We start from the raw sequence: 26058 nt of genomic DNA, 5'->3' as shown, positions 1-26058 counted from the left end.
GCCCGCGCAGGGCCTCAGGGACGGTCCAGGCGGAGGCGCTCGGCGCGCGGGAGACCGGCCACGACCAGGTCGTAGGAGTCCTCGACCAGCTCCTGGACCAGTCGGTCCGGGAGGGCGCCGTCCACCGTCACCGTGTTCCAGTGCCTCTTGTTCATGTGCCAGCCGGGGACGATCAGCTCCGGGTGCTCGGCGCGGAGCCGGATCGCGTCGTCGGGGTCGCACTTGAGGTTGACCTTGAGGGGCCGCGCCTCCAGGTCCGTCAGGGCGAACATCTTGCCCCGGACCTTGAAGACGGAGGTCTCCGGGTTGAAGGGGAAGTCCTCCACCGCCGCCTTGAAGGACAGGCACAGGGCACGCAGCCGTCCCGGGGTCACTCCGGCCCGCCCTCCTTCTCCCCGTCGCGCGGCGGGTCCGCCGGGCCCACCGGCTCCACCAGCACCGTCACGATCTTGTTCCGGCGTCCGGCCGACGCCTCCGCGGTCAGCCGCAGCTCACGGGCGTCGGGCAGTTCGACCACGGACGAGGCGCCCGCGATCGGCACCCGGCCGAGGTGTTTGGCGAGCAGTCCGCCGACGGTCTCCACGTCCTCGTCGTCGTACTCCTCCAACCCGTACAGCTCGCCGAGGTCGGTGATGTCGAGGCGGGCGGTGACCCGGTAGCGGTCCTCGCCCAGCTCCTCGACCGGCGGGATCTCCCGGTCGTACTCGTCGGTGATCTCGCCGACGATCTCCTCCAGGATGTCCTCGATGGTGACGATGCCGGCGGTGCCGCCGTACTCGTCGACGGCGACGGCGACGTGCCGGCGTTCCTTCTGCATCTCGCGCAGCAGGTCACCGGCGTTCTTGGTGTCGGGCACGAAGAACGCCGGGCGCATCGCCGTGGACACCAGCTCGCTCTCGGCGTCCCGGCTGATGTGCGTCTTGCGGGCCAGGTCCTTGAGGTAGACGATCCCGACGATGTCGTCCTCGCTCTCGCCGGTCACCGGTATGCGGGAGAAACCGGAGCGCAGGGCGAGGGTGAGGGCCTGCCGGATGGTCTTGTACCGCTCGATCACCACCAGGTCGGTGCGCGGCACCATCACCTCGCGCACGAGCGTGTCGCCGAGCTCGAAGACGGAGTGCACCATGCGGCGCTCCTCGTCCTCGATCAGCGACTCCGCCTCCGCGAGGTCCACCAGGGCGCGCAGCTCCGCCTCGGAGGCGAACGGCCCGCGCCGGAAGCCCTTGCCGGGGGTGAGCGCGTTGCCGATGAGGATGAGCAGCGACGGGATGGGGCCCATGATCCGCGCGAGCGGCACCAGGACGTACGCGGCGGCCGTGGCGGTGTTGAGCGGGTGCTGGCGGCCGATGGTGCGCGGGGAGACCCCGACGGCGACGTAGGACACGAGGACCATGACGGCGATGGCGATCAGCAGCGCCTCGGCCGTGCCGTCGAACTCGCGCAGACAGCCGTAGGTGATCAGGGAGGCGGCGGCCATCTCGCAGGCGACGCGGACCAGCAGCGCCACGTTGAGGTAGCGGGTGGGGTCGGCGGCGATCTGCGCGAGCCTGGCGCTGCCCCGGCGGCCGGAGCGTACGGCTTCGTCGGCGCGGAAGCTGGAGACGCGCGCGATGCCGGCCTCCGCGGAGGCGGCCAGCCAGGCGACGACGACCAGGGCGATCGCGCCGAGCACGAGGGTCGGACTCATGACACGGTCGGGGCCGGGGACGGGCCGCTCAGGCCCCTCTCCGCGCGCCAGCCGTCCACGATGGCGGCCTGCAGACCGAACATCTCGGCCTTCTCGTCCGGCTCCTCGTGGTCGTAGCCCAGCAGGTGCAGCACACCGTGGACGGTGAGCAGCTGGAGCTCCTCGTCCATGGTGTGCCGCGTGGGTGCGTCCTGGCCCTGCCGGGCGGCGACCTCGGGACAGAGCACGATGTCGCCGAGCAGCCCCTGCGGGGGCTCGTCGTCGTCCTTGGACGGCGGTCGCAGCTCGTCCATCGGGAACGACATGACGTCCGTGGGCCCGGGCAGGTCCATCCACTGGATGTGCAGCTGCTCCATCGCCCCGGCGTCCACGACGATCACCGAGAGCTCGGAGAGCGGGTGGATGCGCATGCGCGCGAGCGCGTAGCGGGCGATGTCGAGGATCGACTGCTCGTCGACCTCGGTTCCGGACTCGTTGTTGACGTCGATCGACATCTGGTGCTCGGTCTACTTCCCCTTGTGCCCGGACCTGCCGCGGCCGCCCTTGTGGGTGCCGTTCTGGGTGCCGTGCGTGCTGTCGTACTGCTCGTACGCGTCGACGATACGGCCCACCAGCTTGTGCCGGACGACATCGTGGGACGACAGCCGGGAGAAGTGGACGTCGTCCAGGCCCTCCAGGATGTCCTGCACCTGGCGCAGCCCGGACTTGGTGCCGTCCGGCAGGTCGACCTGGGTCACGTCACCCGTGATGACGATCTTCGAGTCGAAGCCGAGGCGGGTGAGGAACATCTTCATCTGCTCGGGGCTGGTGTTCTGGGCCTCGTCGAGAATGATGAAGGCGTCGTTCAGCGTACGGCCGCGCATGTACGCCAGCGGCGCGACCTCGATCGTGCCGGCCGCCATCAGCCGGGGGATCGAGTCGGGGTCGAGCATGTCGTGCAGCGCGTCGTACAGCGGGCGCAGGTAGGGGTCGATCTTCTCGTAGAGCGTGCCCGGGAGGAATCCGAGCCGCTCCCCCGCCTCGACCGCCGGCCGGGTCAGGATGATGCGGTTGACCTGCTTGGACTGCAGGGCCTGCACCGCCTTGGCCATGGCGAGGTAGGTCTTGCCGGTGCCGGCCGGGCCGATGCCGAAGACGATGGTGTGCTTGTCGATCGCGTCCACATAGCGCTTCTGGTTGAGCGTCTTGGGGCGGATCGTGCGGCCGCGCGAGGACAGGATGTTCTGCGTGAGTACCTCGGCCGGGGTCTCCTGGCCGTCGCTCTCCCCGTTCTCGCTCGCCTTGAGCATGGCGATCGAGCGTTCCACTGCGTCCTCCGTCATCGGCTGCCCGGTGCGGAGCACCAGCATCATCTCGTCGAACACGCGCGAAATGAGGGCGACCTCCGTGGCGTCGCCGACCGCGCTGATCTCATTGCCCCGGACGTGGATGTCGGCCCCCGGGAAGGCCTTCTCGATCACACGCAGGAGGGAGTCTCCGGACCCCAGCACGGTCACCATGGGGTGCTGGGCGGGGACGGTGAACTGCACTCTCGCCTGTCCCTGCGCGGGGGTGTGAGCTGTGGGTGTCTGAGTCATGGGCCGGCTCTGAAGGCCTGCGGATCCTCCTCGTCAGGGCCGCGCACCGGAGAGCGGCCTCGCGATTCCCAGGGTACGACGGACCACGGACAACCCCGTAGGCCTTTTCCCGCGCCAACCCGGGCACCCCTCCCACCCCACCGAACCCTCACCCCGCGGCAATCCTCACAACCGACCGAGCCCAGATCCCGCGGAGAGCTTTTCAGCCGACCGAGTCGCCACCCCGCGGGGAGCTTTTCAGCCGACCCAGTCGCCACCCCGCGGGGAGCTTTTCAGCCGACCCAGTCGCCACCCCGCGGGGAGCTTTTCAGCCCACCGAGCCCCCACCCCGCGGAGAGCCTTACAGCCCACCGAGCCCCCACCCCGCGGAGAGCCTTACAGCCCACCGAGCCCCCACCCCGCGGAGAGCCTTACAGCCGACCCAGTCGCCACCCCGTGGGGCCCCTCCCAGCCCACCGAGCCCCCACCCCGTGGGGAGCTTTTCAGCCGACCGAGTCGGGTGGTGGGTGGGCATAGGCCGGGGGTCCAGGGGGCGGGAGCCCCCTGGCGGGGGCCCGGGGGCGGAGCCCCCGGACTCCAGGGGGCACAGGGGCGGCGCCCCACGCCAACGGAGCCCGGGGGCCGAGCCCCCTGCCCTCGACCCCGCGTCAAGCGGACCGGCGTCAAGCCGACCGCCGGAAGCCAATCGTCGGCACCGCCCGCCGCAACGGCCACGGCCGCCCCAGCTCCCCCGACACCAGCCCCGCCAGAAACCCGTACCGCCGCAGCGCCGCAGGCTCCTGCCCCTCGACCGACTGCACCCTGCGCCACCACGCCCCGACCTCCGCCCACCCCGGCGCCGACAGCGACCCCCCGAACTCCTGCACGGACAGCGCCGCCGTGAGCCCCGCGAAGGCGAGCCGGTCGGCCAGCGGCCACCCCGCCAGCGACCCCGTGACGAACCCGGCGACGAACACGTCCCCCGCCCCCGTCGGATCCAGCGCCTCCACCTCGATCGCCGGCACCGACGCCGTCTCCCCCGTACGCCGGTCCACCGCGTACGCGCCCTCCGCACCCAGGGTGACCACCACCACCGGCACGTACGCGGTCAGGGCGTGCGCCGCCGCGCGCGGGCACTGCGTGCCGGTGTACCGCATGGCCTCCTCCGCGTTCGGCAGGAACGCCTCGCAGTGCCGCAGGTCGGGCAGCCGGGCCAGGTCCCACGCCCCGCTGTCGTCCCAGCCGACGTCACCGAAGATCCTCGCCCCCTTCCGCGCCGCCTGCGCGATCCACGGCGCGCTGCGGCCGGGCGTGAGGGAGGCGACGGCGGCACGCGCACGCGGCGGGCAGTCGGGCGCGGGCTCCTCGGGCGGCGGCTCGTGGCCGTGGGAGACCATCGTGCGCTCGCCCTCGTACGCCATGGAGACGGTGACCGACGAGTGCCAGCCGGGCACGGTGCGCGACGGGGAGAGGTCGATGCCCTCGCCCTGCTCCAGCGTGTCCCAGCAGTAGTCGCCGTAGTGGTCGTCTCCGAAGGCCGCCGCGAGGGAGGTGCGCAGTCCGAGGCGGGCCAGGGCGGTGGCCATGTTGGCGACGCCGCCGGGGCTCGACCCCATGCCGCGCGCCCAGGACTCGGTCCCGCGCACCGGGGCGGAGTCGAGCCCGGTGAAGACGATGTCGAGGAAGACCGTGCCGGTGAGGTAGACGTCCCAGGGCGGGTCGCCGGGTGCGCGCAGGGCGGCGAGGGGATCGAGCGGGGACGGGCGGTCGAGTCCCTCTGCGCGTGCCTTCCCGGTGGACGCCATCACGGTGCGCTCCCTGACGTGGTGCGGATCAGGCCAGTGTGCACCACACCACCGACAACGTGACGGCCGTCACTCCTCCCGCACCCCGGGGGCGAGCACCAGCGCGACACCGACGGCGTGACCCGGCTGATGCCCAGGTGCGTGACGAGGACCGGCGTCAGGCGAACCGCCGTGATGGGCGGTGGATCCGGACGGAGATCGAGGCGACGACGAACGCTGCTACCCGACCTCCCCGAACCTCAAACCAGACAGTGGCGTAGATCACATCTGACGCCCTCCCGTTGCCGTCCCCCGGCTTGATACAAATTGCCCGCGCGCTCCTGTCGATCGACGGTCGTCGCTCCCCCCTTCCTTGCATTCCTTGCATTCCTTGCATTCCTTGCCTTCCGCACCGTCCCTTTCGCATGCCCTGGGAACGCCCGTGTTCGCCCCTCGCACCACCCCCTGGCCCCTCGTCGCCCTGTTCACGGCCGGGTACCTCGCCCCCTATCTGCTGCCGACCACCGTCGGCCGGCTGGAACGCGGGCTCGGTCTCTCCGCCACCCAGGCCGGAGCCGTCGGCAGCGCGCTGCTGCTGAGCTCCGCGACCGCCGGTTTCCTGCTGGCCTCCCGCGTGGAACGGGTCGGGGCGCGGACGCTGGCCCGGCTGGGTCTCGTCCTGGCCGTCATCGGCTACGGCGGGGCCACCCTCACCAGCGCGGTGCCCGCCGTCGTCGCCGGCGCCGTGATCGGCGGCTTCGGCTCCGGTACGGCCACCACGGTCGCCGCCACCCGGATCGCCGCCGAACGGGACCCGCACCGGGCCTCCACCCTCGGACTGCTGAGCGTCTCCGCGCTCGCGGGCCTGGTCTACCTGACGGTGCCGCATCTGCCGGGCCACGGGCTCACCCTCGCCGCCATCGCCCTCACCGCGCTGGCCGTGTGGCCGCTGACCTCCCGGCTGCCCGCCGGCACCCCGGGGCCCCGCCCCGCCGAGCCCGACCCGGCCGCCGCCCGCCTGCCGCACCGGCGCTCGGGGCTGGTCCTGGCCGGCGCCATGCTGCTGTGGTCGCTCGCGCAGAACGCGCTGTGGGGGGTCAGCGGACGCATCGGGGTCAGCCAGGCGCACCTGTCCGAACCGACCGTGGGTGCCGTCTTCGCGGTGGCGCTCGGCGCCGGACTGCTGGGCGTGCTCGGCGCGGGCGCGCTGGGTGCGCGGCTGGGGCGCGCGCTGCCCATCGGCGGTGGCACGGCCCTCATCGCGGGCTGCATCGCGCTCAGCGCGTCGGCGACCGGGCTGGGGAGTTTCGCCGCGGGTGAGATCGCCTGGAACACGGTCTACCCGGTGGTCCTGTCGTACCTGATCGGGCTGGCCGCCTCGCTGGACCCGCGCGGGCGGTGGGCCGTGCTGGTCGGCTCGGCGTCCGCGCTCGGCACGGCGGCGGGGCCACTGACCGGCAGCGTGCTGTCCGCGCAGGCCGGGTTCCCGGTGATGGGCGCGGTGCTGGGCGCCGGTCTGCTGCTGGTCGCGGTGCCGATGACGGCGGTCGCGCTGCACACGGGCGGGCGTCCGCTGCTGCCGGGGGCGGTGCGTCGCCGCGGCGGGCATCCCGCGGCGCTGGTCGCGGCGGGGTCCGGGACACCGACGGGTGTGGTTCCCGAGGTCGGGGCGCCGGAGCAGCCGGTGGTGGAGATCCCCCTCGACGGCACGCCCGCACCTGCGCGCGGCGCGTACGACACAGCAGCAGCAACCCAGGCCCCGGGCACGCGCTGACACTTCCGCCCTTCCGCGGGCAGTCGTGCCGCAGGGCGGCACGGGTGGGCGCGACGGCACCCCGCCCGCGCCGGGCTGCGCAGTCACCCCCCGGCCGGCAACCAGCACCGTTGCGCTGCTCGGCCGGGGGTGAGTTGCTCTACCGGCGTTCGCCGGGTGCCGCTGCGCCCACCCGTGCCGCCCCAGCGGCACGACTGCCCGCAGCTGCGGCAGGAGCGGTCGCGGCAGCCCCCAGCCGGACGGGAGCGGCAGCCCGCGGCTGCGGCAGGAGCGGGCGCGGCAGCCCGCAGCAGGACGGGGCGGGAGCCCGCGGCTGCGGCGGGAGCGGGGGCGGCAGCCCCCAGCCGGGCGGGGGCGGCAGCCCGCAGCAGGACGGGGCGGGAGCCCGCGGCTGTGGCGGGGCCAGCCGCCCCCTCGCGAGCCGTCAGGCGAAGGTGTAGGCCTCCACCTCCGCGAGGTACCGCGCGCGCAGCGCCTCCTCGTCGTCCAGGAACGCCGCAAGGAAAGAGTTCCGCGCCAGTTCCCGCAACCGCTCCGGCCCCAGCCCCAGCGCCAGCGCCACCGCGTCGAAGTTGTCCCCGGCGTAGCCGCCGAAGTACGCCGGGTCGTCGGAGTTCACCGTGCACATCAGCCCCGCGTCCAGCATCGCGGCCAGCGGATGATCGGCGAGGGTGTCGACCGTACGCAGCCGCACGTTGGACAGCGGGCAGAGCGTCAGCGGCACGCGTTCCCGGACCAGCCGCTCCACCAGCGCCGGATCCTCCACGCACCGCAGCCCGTGGTCGACCCGCTCCACGCCGAGGACGTCCAGTGCCTCGGTGATGTACTCCGGCGGCCCCTCCTCCCCCGCGTGCGCCACGCGCCGCAGCCCCAGCGCGGCGGCGGCCTCGTACACCTCGCGGAACTTCACGGGCGGATGTCCGACCTCGGCCGAGTCGAGCCCGATTCCGGTGATCCGGTCCAGGTACGGCTTCGCGGCGTCCAGCGTCGCCATGGCCGACTCGGCGGACTCGTCCCGCAGGAAACACATGATCAGCCGGGTCGAGACGCCGTGCGTCTCCACGCTGCGGCCCAGCGCCCGCCACAGCCCCTCGACCACCGTCTCCATGCCGACACCGCGCGCGAGGTGCGCCTGCGGGTCGAAGAAGATCTCCGCGTGCCGCACCCCCTGCGCGGCGGCGCGGGCGAGGTAGGCGTCGGCGAGGTCCTCGAAGTCGCGCTCGGTGCGCAGCACCGCCATGAGTGCGTAGTACAGGTCCAGGAAGGACTGGAGGTCCTGGAAGCGGTACGCCTCACGGAGCGCCTCGGTGTCGGCGTAGGGCAGCTCGACGCCATTGCGCGCGGCGAGGGCGAAGGCGAGCTCGGGTTCCAGCGTGCCTTCGATATGAAGGTGAAGTTCGGCTTTCGGTACGGGCATCAGACAATCGTACGACCCTGTCACCGACGCTTCGGAAGCCCCACCCGTTGCAGATCATGGGCCACGGTCAGCTCCCCCTCGTACCCGGCCGCCCGCGCCTGCCGCTCGAACTCCTCCGGGTCGGTGTAGCGCTGGCTGAAGTGGGTGAGGACCAGGTGCCGTACGCCCGCGTCCCGCGCCACCCGCGCCGCCTGCCCGGCGGTCAGATGGCCGAACTCCACGGCGAGCGCCTCGTCCTCGTCGAGGAACGTCGACTCGATGACCAGCATGTCGCAGCCGTCGGCGAGCGCGTACACCCCCTCGCACAGCCGGGTGTCCATGACGAACGCGAACCGCTGGCCGCGCCGCACCTCGCTGACCTCCTCCAGCGACACCCCGCCCAGCGACCCCTCGCGCTGGAGCCGGCCGACGTCCGGGCCCTCGATGCCGTGCGCGGCCAGCCGGTCGGGCAGCATGCGCCGACCGTCCGGCTCGACCAGCCGGTACCCGTACGCCTCGACGGGGTGGGACAGCTTCCGCGCCTCCAGCGTGTAGCCGGGGGTACGGGCGAGGGGACCGTCGGTGTCGACGGGGGCCTCGGTGAGGGCGACGGTCTCGCGGTAGGCGGTCGCGTACCGCAGTCGCTCGAAGAAGCGCTGCCCGGAGCGCGGATAGTGGGCGGTGATCTCGTGCGGCACCTTGTCGAGGTTGACGCGCTGGATGACGCCCGCGAGGCCGAGGCTGTGGTCGCCGTGGAAGTGGGTGACGCAGATCCGGTTCAGGTCGTGGGCGGCGACCCCGGCGCGCAGCATCTGGCGCTGGGTGCCCTCGCCGGGGTCGAACAGGATGCCCTCGCCGTCCCAGCGCAGCAGATAGCCGTTGTGGTTGCGGTGCCGGGTGGGGACCTGGCTGGCGGTGCCGAGCACCACCAGTTCGCGTACGGACAAGGCTGCCTATCCGGGGGGCCATTCGAGGCCGCGGCCGCCCAGGACGTGGGCGTGCGCGTGCCAGACGGTCTGACCGGCGCCGCTGCCGGTGTTGAAGACGATGCGGTAGCTCTCCAGCTTTTCCTCGTCCGCGACGGCCTGCGTCTCGCGCAGCACGTCGGCGGCGATCCCGGGCGCCTCGGCGGCGAGGGCGGCGGCGTCCTGGTGGTGCGCCCTCGGGATCACCAGCACGTGCGTGGGCGCCTGCGGGTTGATGTCCCGGAACGCGACGGTCGTCTCCGTCTCCCGCACGATCGTCGCCGGCACACTCCCGTCGACGATCTTGCAGAACAGACAGTCGTCCTGAGGCTCCCCAGCCATGAACCCTCCTCGAACCAGCTGATCAAGTACGCAGCATCGTACCCGCGCCCACTCCCGCGGGCAGTCGTGCCGCAGGGCGGGCACCGGTCCCGCGCACCGGCGCGTGCCAGGTGCCGCGCCGCCCCGCGGGCGCGGGGCCGCGCGACACGCCCCGGCTCACGGCAACGCCGGCGGCACCTTCGCCGGTGTCGACTCCAGCGCCTCCAGCGCCAGCCGCACCGCCGCGTCCAACTGCGCGTCCCGCCCCGCCGCGTGGTCCTGCGGCCGCTGCACCACCTCCACGTCCGGGTCCACGCCGTGGTTCTCCACCCCCCACCCGTACCCCTCCAGCCAGAAGGCGTACTTGGGCTGGGTGACGAGGGTTCCGTCGACCAGCCGGTACCGGCTGTCGATCCCGATCACGCCACCCCACGTCCGCGTACCGACCACGGGCCCGATCCCCAGCGCCCGGATCGCCGCGTTCACGATGTCGCCGTCGGACCCGGAGAACTCGTTGGCCACGGCGACCACCGGCCCCCGGGGCGCGTCCCGCGGATAGCTCTCCGCCCGCATCCCCCGCGGCAGGTCCCACCCCACGATCCGGCGGGCCAGCTTCTCCACCACCAGCTGCGACGTGTGCCCGCCCCGGTTCTCCCGCACGTCCACGATCAGGCCCTCGCGCAGCACCTCCACCCGCAGGTCCCGGTGGATCTGCGCCCAGCCGGGCGCCTGCATGTCCGGCACGTGGATGTACCCCAGCCGGCCGCCGGACGTCTCCAGCACGTACGCCCGCCGGTCGGCGACCCACGCGTGGTACCGCAACGGCTCCTCGTCGGCGAGCGGCACGACGACCGCGTGGCGCGGTTCGCCGCCCCCCGCGGGCGACACGGTCAGTTCGACGGGCTTGCCCGCCGTCCCCACCAGCAGGGGCGCGGGCCCGGTCACGGGGTCGACCGCCTGTCCGGCGACCGCGACGATCGCGTCCCCGGCCCGTACGGCGACGCCCGGCGCGGCCAGCGGCGACCGGGCCTCCGGGTCGGAGGTCTCCGCGGGCAGGATCCGGTCCACCCGCCAACTGCCGTCCTCGTGCCGGGAGATGTCCGCCCCGAGCAGCCCCTGCCGGGCCCCGTCCCCGTACCCGCCGCGCGGGGTGACGTAGGCGTGCGAGGTGCCGAGCTCACCCTGCACCTCCCACAGCAGGTCCACCAGGTCGTCGTGGGTGGCCAGCCGGTCGAGCACCGGCCGGTAGCGGTCGAGCACCCCGTCCCAGTCCACTCCGCTCATGTCGGGGCGCCAGAAGTTGTCCCGCATGATGCGGCCGTTCTCGTCGAACATCTGCCGCCACTCGACGGCCGGATCGACGAACTGACGCACCCGCGCGAGGTCGACGGTGATGTTGGTGTCGCTGTCGTCGTCACCGGAGGCGCGCCGGTCGCTGGGGACGACCTTCAGCCGGCCGTCGGTCCACAGCAGCACCCGCTTGCCGTCGCCGCTGACCTCGAAGTGGTCGGCGTCCACGGCCAGATGCTCGACGCGCTGCTGGGCGAGGTCGTAGCGCTCCAGGTCGGTCTTGGGGTCCGGGTCGTCGGGCGTGGCCCTGGACGCGCCGAGCACGCCCCGCACCGGGTGGCGCAGCCACAGCATGCCGTCCTTGGCCGCGCGCAGGTTGCTGTACCGGGCGGCCTCGACCGGGAACGGAACGATGCGGTCGGCGAGACCGTCGAGGTCGATGCGGGTGGTGGGGGTTCCCTCGCTGTCGGGCGTCTCGTCCCGGTCCGGGGTCTCGAAGGGCCGGCCGTGCCGCTGCGGCCCGAACGGGGACGGGGTGGTCGCCGCGAGGGCGATCAGATACGGCCGGACGCCCTCGACGAACGCCAGGTCGAAGACGTGCTCGTCGTAGACCGGGTCGAAGGAGCGGCTGGACAGGAACGCCAGGTGCTTGCCGTCGAGGGTGAAGGCGGGCGCGTAGTCCTGGAAGCGCAGCGGGGTCGCCTCGGTGACGGACAGGTCGGTGGTGTTGGCGAGGCGGATCTGGCTGAGCGGGCGCGGGCCGGGGTGGGCCCAGGCGAGCCAGGTGGAGTCGGGGGAGAAGACCAGCCCGGAGACGTCACCGTCCTCGCTGCGGTCGACCTCGCGGACCTCGCCGGTCTCCCGCTCGACGAGGAGCACGCGGCCGTCGTGCGAGGCGATCGCGGCGCGGCTGCCGTCGGGCGCCATGGCCAGCCCCACGACCCGGCCCAGCTGCCCGGCGGCGATACGGCGCGGGGTGGCGCCGGGGGCGAGGCCGGTGGCCGGGGCGAACTCCAGGGCGTCGTCGCCCTCGGCGTCCGTCACCCACACCACCCACTCCTCGCCGTCCGCGCGGAACGTGCGCGGACGCCGGGCCCGTACGCCCGGGGTCGCGGCGAGCGCGCGGGCGGGACCGGACCGGTGGGTCACCCAGTGGACGGTGCCGCGCACGCAGACGGCGCTGCCGCGCGCGGTGTGGTCGGGGGACGCGGAGCCGAACCAGCGGGCGGCGTTCACCGGGAACGGCTGGAGGTCCACGCGCTGACCGCCGAGCCGGGGGGCCAGCCGGCGCGGCTCGGCCCCGTCCAGGTCGTCCAGGATCCACAGCTCACCCGCGCTGGAGTAGACGACGCGGGTGCCGTCGGTGGCGGCGTGCCGGGCGTAGAAGCCTCCGAGCGGGGTGTGCCGGCGCAGGTCGGAGCCGTCGGCGAGGGAGGAGTACAGGGCGCCGGTGCCCTCGTGGTCGGAGAGGAACGCGATCCTGTCCCCCGCCCACAGCGGGTACTCGATGTTGCCGTCGAGGTCCTCGTGCAGCCGTACGAACTCGCCGTCGCCCTCGCGGTCGATCCACAGCTTGCCCGCCGTACCGCCCCGGTAGCGCTTCCACCAGGCGGCCTCGCGGCCCATCGGCGCGGACAGCAGCACGGTGTGCGGGCCCTGGGCGACATCGCCGACGGGCCCGTGGGGCAGGGTCGTCGCCGGGCCCCCGTCGAGGGGGACGGCGCGGGCCCAGCTGCGGCGCAGGCTGGCCTGGCCCTGGGTGCTGAGCGCGAGGACTCGGCCGTCGGCGGTCCAGCCGCGGACCTGGGTCCTGAGGCTGCCCCAGTGGGTCAGACGCCGGGCGGGACCGCCGTCGACCGGCGCGACGTGCACCTCGGGGGCGCCGTCGCGGGTGGAGGTCCAGGCGACGGTGGTGCCGTCGGGCGAGATGCGTGGATGGTTCACCGGAACGTTGTCGGCACTGACCCGCCAGGCGCGGCCGCCGTCGAGCGGGGCGAGCCACACGTCGTCCTCGGCGGTGAAGGCGACCAACTCGCCGTGCAGATGCGGGAACCGGAGATAAGCGGCTGATGCGACCGATGCGGGCTGTGTCACCCGATCACCCTATGCAGCCGGGGCGGTCCTGGACAGGGGTTCCGATCACTTGCCCTCGACGGGGCGACAGGAGGGGTACTGGTCGCACCACACGGTCGTCGTGACGGTCACGGTGACGGTGGGGTCGGGGCCGTCGTCGGGGCCGCGGCGCGTCGGCTCGCCCACGGGGGGCGGGCTCTTGTCGTCGCAGTCGCCGAGTCCGTCGACCCGGAACATCTGCTTCCCGTCCACCTTCGCGGTGAGATTCCCGCGTACGCAGGCGCCGTTGACGGCGTGGGTGACCCTGCCGGTGACGGTGATCTCCTTGCCGTCCTGGGTCTCGCCCTGACAGTCGACGGCGGCGGCCCTGTCTTCGTAGGACGCGGTGCAGCTGAGCCAACGCACCTGTGCCTTCTGCCGGTTGAGCTCCTTGGTCACGGCCCCGTCGGTGGTGAACGCGACGGCGGCGGAGCCGAGGCCGCCGGTGCCCTCGCACGCGGTGAGTCCGCCGACGGCTGCCGCGACGGCCAGTACGATGCACGGAATCCTGCTCAACGCCCGCATGCACGGCAGACTGCCACCGTCGGGGGTGGGACCGGTAGGGCGCATACGGCCACGTAGGTGCCTCGCCCCCGGACCCCGCCGCATCAGCCCCTCCGGCGTTTGAGGAGCGGGGTCCGGGGCGGAGCCCCAGGACGGGACGGGGCGGGAAGGGGCGGCGGGGGCGAAAAACCCCAGGTCAGGACCACCGCCCCGTCCGCCCCAGCAGCAGCGCCGCCGCAGCCGTCCCCGCCGTCGACGTGCGCAGCACACTCCGCCCCAGCCGGTACACCCCCGCCCCCGCCGCCTCGAACAACGCCAACTCCTCCGGAGAGACGCCCCCTTCGGGCCCGACGACCAGCACGATGTCCCCCGAGACGGGAAGTTCGGCCGTAGCGAGCGGCTGCGCCCCGCTCTCATGCAGCACCGCCCCGAACTCCGCTTCGGCGAGAAGCGAGGCAACCTGCTTCGACGTCACCGCGTCCGCGACCGCGGGAAACCGCACCCGCCGCGACTGCTTCCCCGCCTCCCGCGCCGTCGCCCGCCACTTCGCGAGGGACTTCGCCCCCCGCTCGCCCCGCCACTGCGTGATGCACCGGGAAGCCGCCCACGGCACGACCGCGTCGACCCCGACCTCGGTCATCGTCTCCACGGCCACCTCCCCCCGGTCGCCCTTCGGCAGCGCCTGCACCACCGTCAGCCGGGGCGACTCCGCCGGCTCCTCGACCACCTCGCCGAGCCGCACGACCAGCCGGTCCTTGCCCTCGGCGGCCTCCACCTCGCCCTCGGCCCAGCGGCCGGCCCCGTCGGTGAGGACGACGCCCTCACCGGCCCGCAGCCGCTTCACCGAGACGGCGTGCCGCCCCTCGGGCCCGTCGAGTACGTACCGACCGTCATCCCCGGCCGCCGCGTCGAAGCCGTCGACGACGAACACCGGCGCGGTCATCGGGCACCTCCCGTCGACAACGCTGTCCGGGTGGCGGCCAGTTCGGCGGCGAGGACCTCAACCAGTCGCCCCGCGGGCAGCTCGCGGGCCATCCGGTGGCCCTGTCCCGCCCACAGCGCCAGTCCCTGCGCGTCACCGGCCTTGGCGGCGGCCTTGCGCAGGGGTGCGGTGAGGTGGTGGACGTCGGGGTAGGCGGCGGGCGCGTACGGGCCGTGCTCGCGCAGGAAGCGGTTGACCAGGGCGCGGGCCGGGCGGCCGGAGAAGGCCCGGGTCAGCTCGGTGCGGACGTACAGGGGACTGGTGAGGGCCTGCTTGTGCAGGGCGTGCGCGCCGGACTCGTGGGCGGCGACGAAGGCCGTACCGAGTTGGGCGGCGGCGGCCCCGGCCGCGAGCGCGGCGGCGATCTGACCGCCGCGCATGATGCCGCCGGCGGCGACGACCGGGATGCCGACGGACTCACGGACCTGGGCGACGAGGGACAGCAGTCCGACGCCGGAGCCGTCCGTCTCCGGGACGTCCTGGTGGGTGCCCTGGTGGCCGCCGGCCTCGACGCCCTGCGCGATCACCGCGTCCGCGCCGGCCCGCTCCACCGCCCGGGCCTCCTCCGCCGTCGTGGCGGTGACCAGGGTGAAGGTGCCGACGCGGCGCAGGGAGTCCAGTACCTCGCGGGTCGGCACACCGAAGTGGAACGACACGACCGGTACCGGGTTGTCCAGCAGGACGGCCAGCTTGGCGTCGTAGCCGTCGTCGCGCCCGCTGTCGGGATCGCCCAGCTCCGTCTCGTACCAGGAGGCCTCACCGGCCAGCTGGTGGGCGTAGACGCCGACCGCGGCGGGATCGGCGGTCTCCGGCTGGGGCAGGAAGAGGTTGACGCCGAACGGCCGTGAGGTCAGTCCCCGCAGCTGCTTGATCTCCTGGTACATCCCGTCCGCGGTCTTGTACCCGGCGGCCAGGAAACCGAGCCCGCCCGCCTCGGACACGGCGGCCGCGAGCTGCGGCACGGCGACACCGCCCGCCATCGGCGCCTGCACGATCGGGTGCGGGAAGAGATCGGTCGGTACGGAGGACATGACCGCATGTTGTCACGTCCACCGCCCCAGTCCGAATCCGCCCTTCCCCTTGGCATAAGCCACTTTTCCCGGCCCAGCGGGACGGACGTCAGCGCCCGTTGAACGCGTCCTTCAACCGCGAGAACAGCCCCTGCTGCCCAGGCTGACTGTGCCCGCCCGGGGGACGACCCCCGGACCCCCGGCAGCACCCAACACCCCCGGCACCAGACGATCAGCGCCCGTTGAACGCGTCCTTCAACCGCGAGAACAGCCCTTGCTGCCCAGGCTGACTGTGCTCACCCGGGGGACGACCCCCGGACCCCCGGCAGCACCCAACACCCCCGGCACCAGACAATCAGCGCCCGTTGAAGGCGTCCTTCAACCGCGAGAACAACCCCTGCTGCCCAGGCTGGAACTGGCCCTGGGGCCGTTCCTCGCCGCGCAGCTTGGAGAGCTCGCGCAGCAGGCGTTCCTGTTCGGGGTCGAGCTTGGTCGGGGTCTGGACCTCGACGTGGACGATGAGGTCGCCCCGGCCGCCGCCGCGCAGGTGGGTGACGCCCCGGCCGTGCAGCGGGATGGACTGGCCGGACTGGGTGCCGGGCCGGATGTCGACCTCCTCCATGCCGTCCAGCGTCTCCAGCGGCACCTTCGTGCCGAGGGCCGCCGCGGTCATCGGGATGGTGACCGTGCAGTGCAGGTCGTCGCCGCGCCGCTGGAAGGTCGGGTGCGGAAGCTCGTTGATCTCGACGTACAGGTCACCGGCGGGACCGCCGCCGGGGCCGACCTCGCCCTCGCCCGCGAGCTGGATCCGGGTGCCGTTGTCGACACCGGCCGGGATCTTGACGGTGAGCGTGCGGCGGGAGCGGACCCGGCCGTCGCCCGCGCACTCCGGACACGGGGTCGGGACCACGGTGCCGAAGCCCTGGCACTGCGGGCAGGGGCGGGACGTCATGACCTGGCCCAGGAAGGAGCGCGTGACCTGCGAGACCTCACCGCGGCCGCGGCACATGTCACAGGTCTGCGCGGTGGTGCCGGGCGCGGCGCCCTCACCGCTGCAGGTGGTGCAGACGATCGCCGTGTCGACCTGGATGTCCTTGGTCGTGCCGAACGCGGCCTCGTCCAGCTCGACCTCGATGCGGATCATCGCGTCCTGGCCCCGGCGGGTGCGCGAGCGCGGCCCGCGCTGCGACGCCGTGCCGAAGAACGCGTCCATGATGTCGGAGAAGTTGCCGAAGCCGCCGGCCCCGAAGCCGCCCGCGCCGCCGGCGCCGCCCGCCTGCGAGAGCGGGTCGCCGCCGAGGTCGTAGACCTGCTTCTTCTGCGGGTCCGACAGCACCTCGTAAGCGGCGTTGATCTCCTTGAACCGCTCCTGGGTCTTCGGATCCGGGTTGACGTCCGGATGCAGCTCGCGGGCGAGCCGCCGGAAGGCCTTCTTGATCTCCTCCTGCGACGCGTCGCGGCGCACGCCGAGTACGGCGTAGTAGTCCGTGGCCACTACGACTCCGCCAGGATCTGTCCGACGTACCGTGCCACTGCGCGTACCGCTCCCATCGTTCCGGGGTAGTCCATGCGGGTCGGTCCGACCACGCCGAGCTTGGCGACAGCCTCGCCGCCCGAACCGTAGCCGACCGACACGACGGACGTGGAGTTGAGTCCTTCGTGTGCGTTCTCGTGACCGATACGGACGGTCACGCCCGGATCCTTGGCCTCGCCGAGCAGCTTGAGGAGCACGACCTGCTCCTCCAGCGCCTCCAGGACGGGCCGGATCACCAGGGGGAAGTCATGTCCGAAGCGGGTGAGATTGGCGGTGCCGCCGATCATCAGCCGTTCCTCGTTCTCCTCGACGAGCGTCTCCAGGAGAGTGGAGAGCACCGTCGAGACCGTACCGCGGTCCTCGGCCTCGAAGGCCTCCGGGAGATCCTCCACCAGACTCGGCACATCGGTGAACCTGCGGCCGGCGACCCGGCTGTTGAGCCTCGCCCGCAGGTCCGCGAGGGACGCCTCGCCGAACGGCGCCGGGCAGTCGACCATGCGCTGCTCGACCCGGCCGGTGTCCGTGATCAGCACCAGCATCAGCCGCGCGGGCGCGAGCGCCAGCAGTTCCACGTGCCGCACCGTCGAGCGGGTCAGCGACGGGTACTGCACGACGGCGACCTGCCGGGTGAGCTGCGCCAGCAGCCGTACGGTCCTGGTGACCACGTCGTCGAGGTCGACGGCGCCCTCGAGGAAGTTCTGGATGGCGCGCCGCTCGGGCGCGGTCATCGGCTTCACACCGGCGAGCTTGTCGACGAACAGCCGGTAGCCCTTGTCGGTGGGGATGCGCCCGGCGCTGGTGTGCGGCTGGGCGATGAAGCCCTCGTCCTCCAGGGCCGCCATGTCGTTGCGCACGGTGGCCGGGGAGACGCCGAGGTTGTGCCGCTCGGTCAGCGCCTTGGAGCCGACGGGCTCCTCGGTGCCCACATAGTCCTGGACGATGGCGCGCAGCACCTGGAGCCTGCGTTCACTGAGCATCGCGCACACCTCCAGTAGCCTTCCGCCCGGTAACGTCTCTGGCACTCTTCGCACGCGAGTGCCAGACTTCCCCGGCCCAGTGTACGGCCGGGGGGTACGCCCCGGGCAAGGCCGGTCCCGCGCCGTCGCGCCGGGCGGGGTCGTCCCCGATAGCGTCGCGGCATGACCGTGACTTGGGAAGAGTCGGGATGGGAGCAAGTGGCGCCCGGGGTGGGGCGGTGCCGGCTGCCGGTGTGGGACTGCACGGCGGGGCTCGTGGTGGGGGCGGGCGGTGTGCTGCTCGTCGACGCGGGCTCCGGTCTGGGCGAGGGCGCACGGTTGCGGGCCGAGGCGCAGGCGCTCTCCGGCCGCCGTGTGACGCATCTCGCGCTCACCCATCCCCACTTCGATCACGTCCTCGGGGCGGCGGCGTTCGCGGGCGTGGAGGTGTTCGGGGCAGTGGGCGTGGAGACGGTGCTCGCGGGTCGCGGGCGGGAGGAGCTGCGGGCGGACGCGGTGGGTCACGGGCTGGACGCGCGGGTGGCGGAGGAGGCCGTCGACGCGCTGGTGGTGCCCCGGCACGTGGTGTCCGGCGAGTGGACGCTCGACCTCGGCCTGGACGGCGGCCGGCAGGTGCTGCTGGCGAACGTGGGCCCGGGGCACACCGCCCACGATCTCGCGGTGCTCGTCCCCGGTGACCCGGAGGTGGTGTTCTGCGGCGACCTGGTCGAGGAGTCCGGCGAACCGCAGGCCGGCCCGGACGCCGTACCGGAGCGGTGGCCGGCCGCGCTGGACCGGCTGCTGGAGCTGGGCGGCGAGGACGCGCGGTACGTCCCCGGGCATGGCGCGGTGGTGGACGCGGCGTTCGTCCGGGCGCAACGCGACGCCCTGGCGGCCCGTTTCGGCGTGTCGGACTGATCGTCGGCGGCGGGATCCTCGTATCGTCGTCAGAATGCGCCAGTACTCCGCCGATCTGACCCCTCCGTGGAAGAAGCCGCAGCCGGTTCCCGAGGTCGCGGCCGAGCCCGGCCTGGTGGTGGAGGAGCCCGGCACCGGGTTCTGCGGCGCGGTGATCCGCTGCGAGGCGGGCACGGTGACCCTGGAGGACCGCTTCGGCAAGCACCGGGTGTTCCCGCTGGAGCCGCGCGGGTTCCTGCTGGAGGGCCGCGTGGTGACGCTGGTCCGGCCCGCTTCCGGTCCCCGCAGGCCGGCCCGTACGGCATCGGGGTCGGTGGCCGTCCCCGGCGCGCGGGCACGGGTGGCCCGCGCGGGACGCATCTACGTCGAGGGGCGGCACGACGCGGAGCTGGTCGAGAAGGTGTGGGGCGACGACCTGCGCATCGAGGGGGTGGTCGTCGAGTACCTGGAGGGCGTGGACGACCTGCCGTCGATCGTGGCGGAGTTCGCGCCGGGTTCGGACGCGCGGCTCGGTGTCCTGGTGGACCACTTGGTCCCGGGCTCGAAGGAGTGGCGCATCGCGGAGGCGGTGACGAGCGAGCACGCGCTGGTGGTGGGCCACCCGTACATCGACGTGTGGGAGGCGGTGAAGCCGGCGTCGGTGGGGATCGAGGCCTGGCCCCGGGTGCCGCGGGGGCAGGACTGGAAGACGGGGGTGTGCGCGGCGCTGGGCTGGCGCGTGGCGAACACGGGCGAGGCGTGGCAGCGGATCCTCGGCTCGGTCCGCTCGTACAAGGACCTGGAGCCGCAGCTGCTGGGCCGCGTCGAGGAGCTGATCGACTTCGTCACGGAAAGCGGTGGGGCTTGACGCCCGGGAAGGTGCCGAACTCGGCCGTGTCCAGGCCGATGCCCAGCATGTCGAGCGGCAGCCGATCCCCGAAGTCGAGCTTCAGCTGCGCCTGGTAGTCGGCGTCGTCACCCTCCCCGACGGGCAGCGTGAGCAGCACACAGTGCGCCATGATCGGATCGATGACGAGGTAGGCGGGGATCCTGCCCGCGGCGTAGATCGACCGCTTGACGATGTAGTCGCGCACGACGCTGGTCCTGGTCACCACCTCGACCACCAGCGCGATCACCTCGGACGACAGCAGGCGCCCGGACTCGGGTGTCGCGTCGCGACGGAGAACCACCAGATCCGGCACGGGTTCGCTGGCCTCGTCGATGATGTCGACGTCCTGGGTCTGAAGCCGGGCCCACTGCTTGCGCGGGATCTGGTCCAGTACGTCTTCCACGATCATGTTGTGCACAAGATCGGGGCCGGCCATCATCACGATTTCCCCCCGGAGGAGCTCGACCCTGACGCCCTCGGGAGGCTCGAACTCCTCGAAGAACCTGGTCATCCCACGCTCGTCCACAGCGGTCATCTCCGTGGCCCTCCACATCCGCCGCGTCCTTTCGGCGGCAGCCTACGAACCAGGTTAGGGACCGAATCCGCGTTCCGCAGTGATTCACTCCGCCGAGTGATCAGTCCACCAGGTCCCTGACCACGGCGTCCGCGAGCAGCCGTCCGCGCAGTGTCAGCACGGCCCGCCCCGCCCCGTACGGACCCTCTTGCAACAGCCCGTCCGCGAGTGCACGTCGCGAAGCCGCCAGTCCGTCCTCCCGCAGCAGTGACAGCGGTACGCCCTCCCGCAGCCGCAGCTCCAGCAGGATCCGCTCCACCCTCCGGTCCTCGTCCGACAGGACCTCGCGGCCCGCCCCCGGCGACCGCCCCTGCGCCAGTGCCGCCGCGTACGCGCCCGGGTGCTTGACGTTCCACCAGCGCACCCCGCCGACGTGGGAGTGGGCGCCGGGGCCCGCGCCCCACCAGTCGGCGCCGCGCCAGTACAGCTCGTTGTGCAGGCAGCGCCCGGCGTCGGAGGTGGCCCAGTTGGACACCTCGTACCAGTCGAAGCCCGCCGCCGACAGCATCTCCTCGGCGATCAGGTAGCGGTCGGCGTGCACGTCGTCGTCGGTCATGGGCACCTCGCCGCGCCGGATGCGGCGGGCGAGCTGGGTCCCCTCCTCGACGATCAGCGCGTACGCCGAGACGTGGTCCGGCCCCGCGCCGATCGCCGCGTCCAGGGACGCCCGCCAGTCGTCGTCGGACTCCCCCGGTGTGCCGTAGATCAGGTCGAGGTTGACGTGGTCGAAGCCGGCCGCGCGTGCCTCGGCGACGCAGGCCTCGGGGCGGCCGGGGGTGTGGGTGCGGTCGAGGATCCTCAGCACATGCTGCCGGGCGCTCTGCATGCCGAAGGAGATCCGGTTGAAGCCGCCCTCGCGGAGGGCCGTCAGATAGGCCGGGCCGACCGACTCCGGGTTCGCCTCCGTCGTCACCTCGGCGTCCGCCGCCAGGCCGAACTCCTCCCGGATCGCGCCCAGCATCCGTACGAGGTCGTCGGCGGCGAGCAGGGTGGGCGTACCGCCTCCGACGAACACCGTACGGACCTCGCGCGGGTCGTCGCCGAGCACCTTCCGCGCCAGCCGGACCTCGTCGACGAGTGTCCCGGCGTAGTTGTCGCGGGAGGCCAGGACGCCGCCGGTGCCGCGCAGCTCGGTCGCGGTGTAGGTGTTGAAGTCGCAGTAGCCGCAGCGGGTCGCGCAGTACGGCACGTGCAGGTAGAAGCCGAGGGGGCGGTCGGCGGCCCCGGCGAGCGCGGTGGCGGGCAGCGCGCCGTCGGCGGGGACGGGCTCGCCGTCGGGGAGTGCGGAAGGCATGTGCTCCATTGTCCCGCACCCGCCGCCTCACTCGGCCTGGAGCACCAGCAGGGCGAGATCGTCGGCGGGCGGCCGGGCCCCGAACTCGTGCACGAGCTGCGTGATCCGTTCCGCTATCGGCTCGGCGTCCATCCCGGCGCACCCGGACAGGGCCATGGCGAGCCCGTCGCCGTCGTCGAACTGGCGGGTGCCGGAGCGCCGCTCGGTGACTCCGTCGGTGACGCAGAGGAGGGTGTCGCCGGAGTACAGCTCGAAGGTCTCGCTGGTGTACGCGGCGTCCTCGACGACCCCGAGCAGGGTCTGCGGCTGGGCGACGGTACGGACGGAGCCGTCCGGGTCGAGGAGGAGCGGCAGGGGGTGGCCGGCGGAGGCGAGGGTGCAGCGGACCCCGCCGGCGAAGGGGACGAGTTCGCCGTAGAGGAGGGAGAGGAAGCGGGTCTGGGGGCCGTCGCCGGGGGCGGTCGGCCGCGCTCCCGCCGCCACCAGCGCGCGGGCGGCGGCGTCGGCTGCCTCGGTGGCGTCGTCGAGGAGGAGCTGGTTGAGGCGGTCGAGGACGTCGGCGACGCGGTAGCCCTCGCGGGCCAGCAGCCGCAGCCAGGGCCGGGCGAGCCCGATGACGACGGCGGCCTCGGGGCCCTTGCCCTGGACGTCGCCGACGGCGAAGCACCAGCGGCCCTGGCCGGCCGGGAAGAGGTCGTAGAAGTCGCCGCTCGGGCCGCCCTTGTCGCAGGGTTCGTAGACGAGGGCGCTGCGCACGCCGGGGATCTCGGCGACGGCGCCGGGCAGCAGGCCGCGCTGGAGCACGGCGCTGATGGTGGCCTGGCGGGAGTACTGGCGGGCGGCCCCGATGGCGAGCGCGACCCGCCGTCCGAGGTCCTCCACGAGCCCGGTGATCTCGTCGGGGAACCGTTCGATCCCGCCCCGCCCGATCACCAGCGTGCCGAGGGGACGCCCGCCGGCGACGAGCCGGTAGGCGAGGGCGGCGCCGGACGCCTCACCGGCGGGAACACGGGGCCCACCGCCGGCGGGAACACCGTCCGCCTTCCGGGCCCTCCCGCCCGGCCCGTCGGACGCCTCACCGGACCCCCCGAGCCCACCGTCCCGCCCGTCAGGCACCCGGTCCGTTCCCTCCGGCGCCCCGTCCGCCCCGTCGTAGGGACCGCCCATTGCCGCGCCCGGCCAGGAGTAAGGGACGGGACCCGGGAGCAGCGGGTCGCCGGGGGCGGGCGGGTTGTGCCGGAGGGCGCGGCTCAGGGCCTCGATGCGGTTCTCACTGGCGTGCCAGACCCGCGCGAGGCGGGGCCCGTCCTCGTGGCCGCCGTGGCCGGTGGTCTCGTCCTCCAGCCACACCGCGCACCAGTCCGCCAGCCGGGGCACGATCAGCTGCCCGGTGAGGGAGGCGACCAGGTCCTCGTCGAGCTGCCCGGCGAGCAGGTCGGAGGCCTCGGCGAGGAAGGACAGGGCGCCACGCCCCAGCCAGGTGCCGTCGTGCCCGTCGCGGCGGGCGAGCCAGTCGTCGCCGTACGAGCCGGCCAGCCAGGTGTCCCGGCCCACGGGGCCCTCCCGGTGTCCGGGCACACCGCGGGCGGCGAGCGGGTCCAGGGGGTCCGGGGCGAGGAACTCCGCGACCCTGAGGTCGTGGGCCGGCGGGTGGTCCCGCGCACAGGTGTCGCCCCGCTCGCCGGCCGTGTACTCGCCGGTGGGCAGCCGGGCCCACACGGTCTTGCTGCCCGGGCGGTAGGTGATCCCCCAGGCCTCGGAGAGCGCGGCGACCAGGCGCAGGCCGCGCCCGTACTCGGGGGCCTCCAGCGCCGCCGCCTCCGGTTCGCCGCCGCGCGGTGCCCGGGAGGGGTGCTGATCGGAGACCTCGACGACGAGCGCGCCGGTCTCCTGCTCCAGCCCGCAGGCCAGGCGCACCTCGGTACCGGCGTGGACGACGGCGTTGGTGACCAGTTCGCTGGCGATGAGCGTGGCGTCGTCGCCGACCCGGCCGGTGAGGTGGGCGGCGCCGGGCAGCGCGAGCTCCGCCCACTCGGCGAGCGCCTTGCGCAGCAGCGCCCGCGCGGAACCGGGCGCGAGGGGGCTTCCGGACAGGGTCGCCTCCACCCGCGCGCACCCCCGCGCGTCGGAGGCGCACGTGGCGGACTCCCGCTGGGTCGGAATGGCCCGCATGGGCGGCTCCCCGGGCAGCTCGTACGAATAGAGACCACGATCGCTGCCGACAGGGTGACAGACAGGCCCCACCCATAAGCAAGGAGTTACGGAAGTGGACAGCCGGAACGGGAACAGTGCGCCGCGCGCGATCGAGAACGGTCAGAAAGCCACTTCGTTGCGGACAGCGATGGTCCTGCCGACGTGACGCAAACGTCCCGGCCATGAAGCACGCTGCCAAGGCACCTCCAGCCGCGGGCCTGCCCGCGCTCCTCTCCTCCCGTGCGGGCACCACGATGACCAGGGCGACGCCCTCAGACTGCCAATACGGGAGCCCGGCCGACAGGGGGAGGCGACGAAACAGCACACGCCCTGTTGCTGGAGAAGTTGGTTCCGGACGCGCTGGTACAGGAGCGGCTGCGGGGCGTCGAGTTCACCGCGGACTGCCTCATGGACCGCTCCGGGCGGGCGTCGGCGATCCAGCGTTCCCGGACCCGATGGGCCAGGACGACGCCGCGTTCCACGACTGCGCCGTGATGATCGAGGCGGGCACCGCCCTGCACGTCGACGGCCGTATCACCTGACTCGCCCTCCCCGGAGGGCCGGTCACCCGGATGCGGCGGACAGAAGCACGTCCACGAGCCTGTCCGCGGCATCCGGGCGTCCATGCGCCCTTGCCGCGGCCGCCATCGCCTCCCGGCGCACCGCGTCACCGAGGAGCGGGCCCACTGCCTCGCGGAGGTGGCCGCCGGTGACCTCGCCGAGGAGCGCGACCGCCGCGGCGGACTCCTCGAGGTGCCGGGCATTGTGCGCCTGCTCGTCGCCGGCCGCGGAGGCGAGTGGAATGAACACCGCGGGCTTGCCCAGGGCGGTCAGCTCGGCGAGCGTACCCGCGCCGCTGCGCGAGATCACCAGATCAGCCAGTGCCAGCACATCAGGCAGCTCCGGACCGACGAACGGGGTGAGGTGGTACCGGGCAGCGAGAGCGGCCGGAAGCCCACCCACGCGGGCGGACAGCGCCTCACGGTGAGCAGGGCCGCACTGGTGCACCACGTTGGCGCGCTCCAGCAGCCACGGCAGTTCACCGCCGACCACGTCGTTGATCTGCTGCGAGCCCTGGGCCCCGCCAGTGACGTACACCGTGGGCAGGCGGCGGTCGAACCGCAGGCCCAACGCGGTCACGGCCTTGTCCGGGTGCCCGGCCAGGATCTCCGGCCGCACCGGATTGCCGGTGACCACCGCTACGGAACGCGCACGCTCCGGAAGGAGCGGCAGGCTCGACTCCGAGGACACCGCGATCCGTGTGGCAGAACCCGCCAGCTTGCGGTTGGCGAGGCCGAGCCTCACCGTCTGCTCATGCAGGACCAGCGGGACCCTGCACACACGGGCGGCCAGCCCGGTCGGCACGGCTACGTATCCGCCCGTTGCGAGCACGACGTCCGGCCGGAACGCGCCGACCGCCTTGCGCGCCTGGGCGACTCCGAGCGGAACGCGCGCCATGTCACGTACGTTGGCGGGCGACACCATCTTCAACGGGTTCGAGGATCGCCGGATCTTTCCTGTGGCGACCGTCGTGAACGGGATGCCCTCCGCGCTGGTGACCCGCGCCTCCAGACCCTCTGCGGTACCGATCCACAGCACGTCGAGCGTGCGGCCGTCGGCAGCCAGGCGGGCCCGCAAGGCGCGGATCGCGGTGAGAGCGGGATAGGTGTGACCGCCGGTGCCTCCTCCCGTGACGATCAGGCGGAAGGCAGCCGGAGGTCGAGAAGCGGTGTTCACGCCGAGCACCCTAGTGGTTGGAGGGAGCTTCCCTGTGCCATGCAGTCGCCCGGTGGTCAAGCTTGGTGAGACGTGAGATCAGGGTGGAGACGCGCGCCGCCTCATTCCGGCTGACTCGGCAACTCGGCCCAGACGGTCTTCCCCGAGGGCGACCGGGTCACGACGCCCCATCGGGCCGCGAGCGCGCTCACAAGGACCAGCCCACGGCCGTGCTCGCCGTCCGGGCGGGGCTCCGGCGTCGGGACGGGCAGCCCTTCCCCCTTGCTGTCCGCGACCTCGATCCTGAGGGTGCCGAAGCCTCCCTCCGCGGCCCTGACAAGCGTCATCGTGAGAAGGAAGTCCCTCCCGGGCACACGGCCGTGAGTGACCGCGTTCGCGGCAAGTTCGCCTACCACCGGTTCGGCCGCCTCCAGAGATTCGCCGCCCCTGGCCCACCCCCAGTCCGCCAACTGCTGTGCCGCGAGGAGGCGGGCAAGCCGTGCGCCGCGTCCGGTCGAGCTGAACTGCTGACGGAACGGGGCGGGAGCGGGAAGCCGGCGGGGCAGACAGGGACTGTCACGGATTTCGTACGTCATGTGACAGAGCGTGTCCGTGCGGTCGTAC

The 26058-nt window shown here is 73.2% G+C and carries 22 protein-coding genes; 3 read left to right on the top strand and 19 right to left on the bottom strand.

Going from position 1 to position 26058, the window contains the following annotated elements:
* Positions 1 to 14: 14 nt before the first annotated feature.
* The 5 genes from ACZ434_RS02450 to ACZ434_RS02430 all read right to left on the bottom strand — a co-directional run bounded on the left by ACZ434_RS02450 (position 15) and on the right by ACZ434_RS02430 (position 5048).
* Positions 15 to 374, bottom strand: a complete 360-nt coding sequence (locus tag ACZ434_RS02450) for an MmcQ/YjbR family DNA-binding protein (RefSeq protein WP_468450922.1) — start codon at positions 372 to 374, stop codon at positions 15 to 17.
* The gene (locus ACZ434_RS02445) at positions 371 to 1687 is read right to left on the bottom strand and encodes a hemolysin family protein (RefSeq protein WP_468450920.1); all 1317 of its coding nucleotides are present in this window, start codon (positions 1685 to 1687) and stop codon (positions 371 to 373) included. The genes ACZ434_RS02450 and ACZ434_RS02445 overlap by 4 nt, the downstream gene beginning before the upstream one ends.
* Positions 1684 to 2181: an rRNA maturation RNase YbeY gene (gene ybeY, locus ACZ434_RS02440; protein WP_468450918.1), complete on the bottom strand. Its 498-nt coding sequence runs from the start codon at positions 2179 to 2181 to the stop codon at positions 1684 to 1686. Before ybeY ends, ACZ434_RS02445 begins: the two co-directional genes overlap by 4 nt.
* Before the next feature lie 12 nt (positions 2182 to 2193).
* On the bottom strand, positions 2194 to 3264 hold the full coding sequence (locus tag ACZ434_RS02435) for a PhoH family protein (RefSeq protein WP_468450916.1): 1071 nt from the start codon (positions 3262 to 3264) through the stop codon (positions 2194 to 2196).
* A 662-nt stretch (positions 3265 to 3926) separates the two neighbouring features.
* Positions 3927 to 5048 (bottom strand): carbohydrate kinase family protein, encoded by a 1122-nt coding sequence (locus ACZ434_RS02430; RefSeq protein ID WP_468450914.1) that lies wholly within the window; start codon positions 5046 to 5048, stop codon positions 3927 to 3929.
* Between the two features lie 421 nt (positions 5049 to 5469).
* Here ACZ434_RS02430 and ACZ434_RS02425 point away from each other — a divergent pair, with 421 nt between their 5' ends.
* Positions 5470 to 6801, top strand: coding sequence for an MFS transporter (locus ACZ434_RS02425; RefSeq protein ID WP_468450912.1), 1332 nt, complete (start codon positions 5470 to 5472; stop codon positions 6799 to 6801).
* 424 nt (positions 6802 to 7225) lie between these two features.
* On the opposite strand, the gene ACZ434_RS02420 is transcribed toward ACZ434_RS02425, so the two are convergent.
* The 9 genes from ACZ434_RS02420 to hrcA form a co-directional block, all read right to left on the bottom strand.
* Positions 7226 to 8218: an adenosine deaminase gene (locus ACZ434_RS02420; protein ID WP_468450910.1), complete on the bottom strand. Its 993-nt coding sequence runs from the start codon at positions 8216 to 8218 to the stop codon at positions 7226 to 7228.
* Between the two features lie 20 nt (positions 8219 to 8238).
* Positions 8239 to 9144, bottom strand: coding sequence for a ribonuclease Z (locus tag ACZ434_RS02415; RefSeq protein ID WP_468450908.1), 906 nt, complete (start codon positions 9142 to 9144; stop codon positions 8239 to 8241).
* A gap of 6 nt (positions 9145 to 9150) precedes the next feature.
* Complete coding sequence (locus tag ACZ434_RS02410; RefSeq protein ID WP_468450906.1) at positions 9151 to 9504, bottom strand: histidine triad nucleotide-binding protein; 354 nt, start codon at positions 9502 to 9504, stop codon at positions 9151 to 9153.
* Positions 9505 to 9660: 156 nt separating this feature from the next.
* A complete protein-coding gene (locus ACZ434_RS02405; RefSeq protein ID WP_468450903.1) occupies positions 9661 to 12867 on the bottom strand; it encodes a S41 family peptidase in 3207 nt (1068 codons plus the stop codon).
* A 45-nt stretch (positions 12868 to 12912) separates the two neighbouring features.
* Positions 12913 to 13410, bottom strand: coding sequence for a hypothetical protein (locus ACZ434_RS02400; RefSeq protein ID WP_468450901.1), 498 nt, complete (start codon positions 13408 to 13410; stop codon positions 12913 to 12915).
* 175 nt (positions 13411 to 13585) lie between these two features.
* Complete coding sequence (locus ACZ434_RS02395) at positions 13586 to 14332, bottom strand: 16S rRNA (uracil(1498)-N(3))-methyltransferase (protein ID WP_468450899.1); 747 nt, start codon at positions 14330 to 14332, stop codon at positions 13586 to 13588.
* A complete protein-coding gene (locus tag ACZ434_RS02390) occupies positions 14329 to 15402 on the bottom strand; it encodes a nitronate monooxygenase (RefSeq protein ID WP_468450897.1) in 1074 nt (357 codons plus the stop codon). The genes ACZ434_RS02395 and ACZ434_RS02390 overlap by 4 nt, the downstream gene beginning before the upstream one ends.
* Positions 15403 to 15736: 334 nt before the next feature.
* Positions 15737 to 16876: a molecular chaperone DnaJ gene (dnaJ, locus tag ACZ434_RS02385; protein ID WP_468450895.1), complete on the bottom strand. Its 1140-nt coding sequence runs from the start codon at positions 16874 to 16876 to the stop codon at positions 15737 to 15739.
* A complete protein-coding gene (gene hrcA, locus ACZ434_RS02380) occupies positions 16876 to 17892 on the bottom strand; it encodes a heat-inducible transcriptional repressor HrcA (RefSeq protein WP_468450893.1) in 1017 nt (338 codons plus the stop codon). The genes dnaJ and hrcA overlap by 1 nt, the downstream gene beginning before the upstream one ends.
* 162 nt (positions 17893 to 18054) lie before the next feature.
* Between hrcA and ACZ434_RS02375 the strand changes: the two genes are divergently transcribed.
* Together ACZ434_RS02375 and ACZ434_RS02370 are read left to right on the top strand one after the other, a co-directional pair.
* Entirely contained in the window at positions 18055 to 18789 is a 735-nt protein-coding gene (locus tag ACZ434_RS02375) for an MBL fold metallo-hydrolase (RefSeq protein ID WP_468450891.1), read from the top strand.
* Between the two features lie 34 nt (positions 18790 to 18823).
* Positions 18824 to 19636, top strand: coding sequence for a DUF3097 domain-containing protein (locus ACZ434_RS02370; protein ID WP_468450889.1), 813 nt, complete (start codon positions 18824 to 18826; stop codon positions 19634 to 19636).
* Here ACZ434_RS02370 and ACZ434_RS02365 read toward each other — a convergent pair.
* The 5 genes from ACZ434_RS02365 to ACZ434_RS02345 form a co-directional block, all read right to left on the bottom strand.
* Positions 19614 to 20192 (bottom strand): Uma2 family endonuclease, encoded by a 579-nt coding sequence (locus ACZ434_RS02365; protein ID WP_468450887.1) that lies wholly within the window; start codon positions 20190 to 20192, stop codon positions 19614 to 19616. The two genes, ACZ434_RS02370 and ACZ434_RS02365, sit on opposite strands and share 23 nt — an antisense overlap.
* 100 nt (positions 20193 to 20292) lie before the next feature.
* On the bottom strand, positions 20293 to 21525 hold the full coding sequence (hemW, locus tag ACZ434_RS02360; protein WP_468450885.1) for a radical SAM family heme chaperone HemW: 1233 nt from the start codon (positions 21523 to 21525) through the stop codon (positions 20293 to 20295).
* Between the two features lie 27 nt (positions 21526 to 21552).
* A complete protein-coding gene (locus ACZ434_RS02355; protein ID WP_468450883.1) occupies positions 21553 to 23697 on the bottom strand; it encodes a SpoIIE family protein phosphatase in 2145 nt (714 codons plus the stop codon).
* A 585-nt stretch (positions 23698 to 24282) separates the two neighbouring features.
* On the bottom strand, positions 24283 to 25455 hold the full coding sequence (locus ACZ434_RS02350) for a UDP-N-acetylglucosamine--N-acetylmuramyl-(pentapeptide) pyrophosphoryl-undecaprenol N-acetylglucosamine transferase (RefSeq protein WP_468451785.1): 1173 nt from the start codon (positions 25453 to 25455) through the stop codon (positions 24283 to 24285).
* Between the two features lie 101 nt (positions 25456 to 25556).
* Positions 25557 to 26030: an ATP-binding protein gene (locus ACZ434_RS02345; RefSeq protein WP_468450881.1), complete on the bottom strand. Its 474-nt coding sequence runs from the start codon at positions 26028 to 26030 to the stop codon at positions 25557 to 25559.
* Between the last annotated feature and the right edge of the window lie 28 nt (positions 26031 to 26058).

Source organism: Streptomyces sp. NPDC030893 (assembly GCF_055571535.1).
The sequence above is the reverse complement of the archived record's forward strand: the minus strand, read 5'-3'. Positions and strand labels throughout refer to the sequence as shown.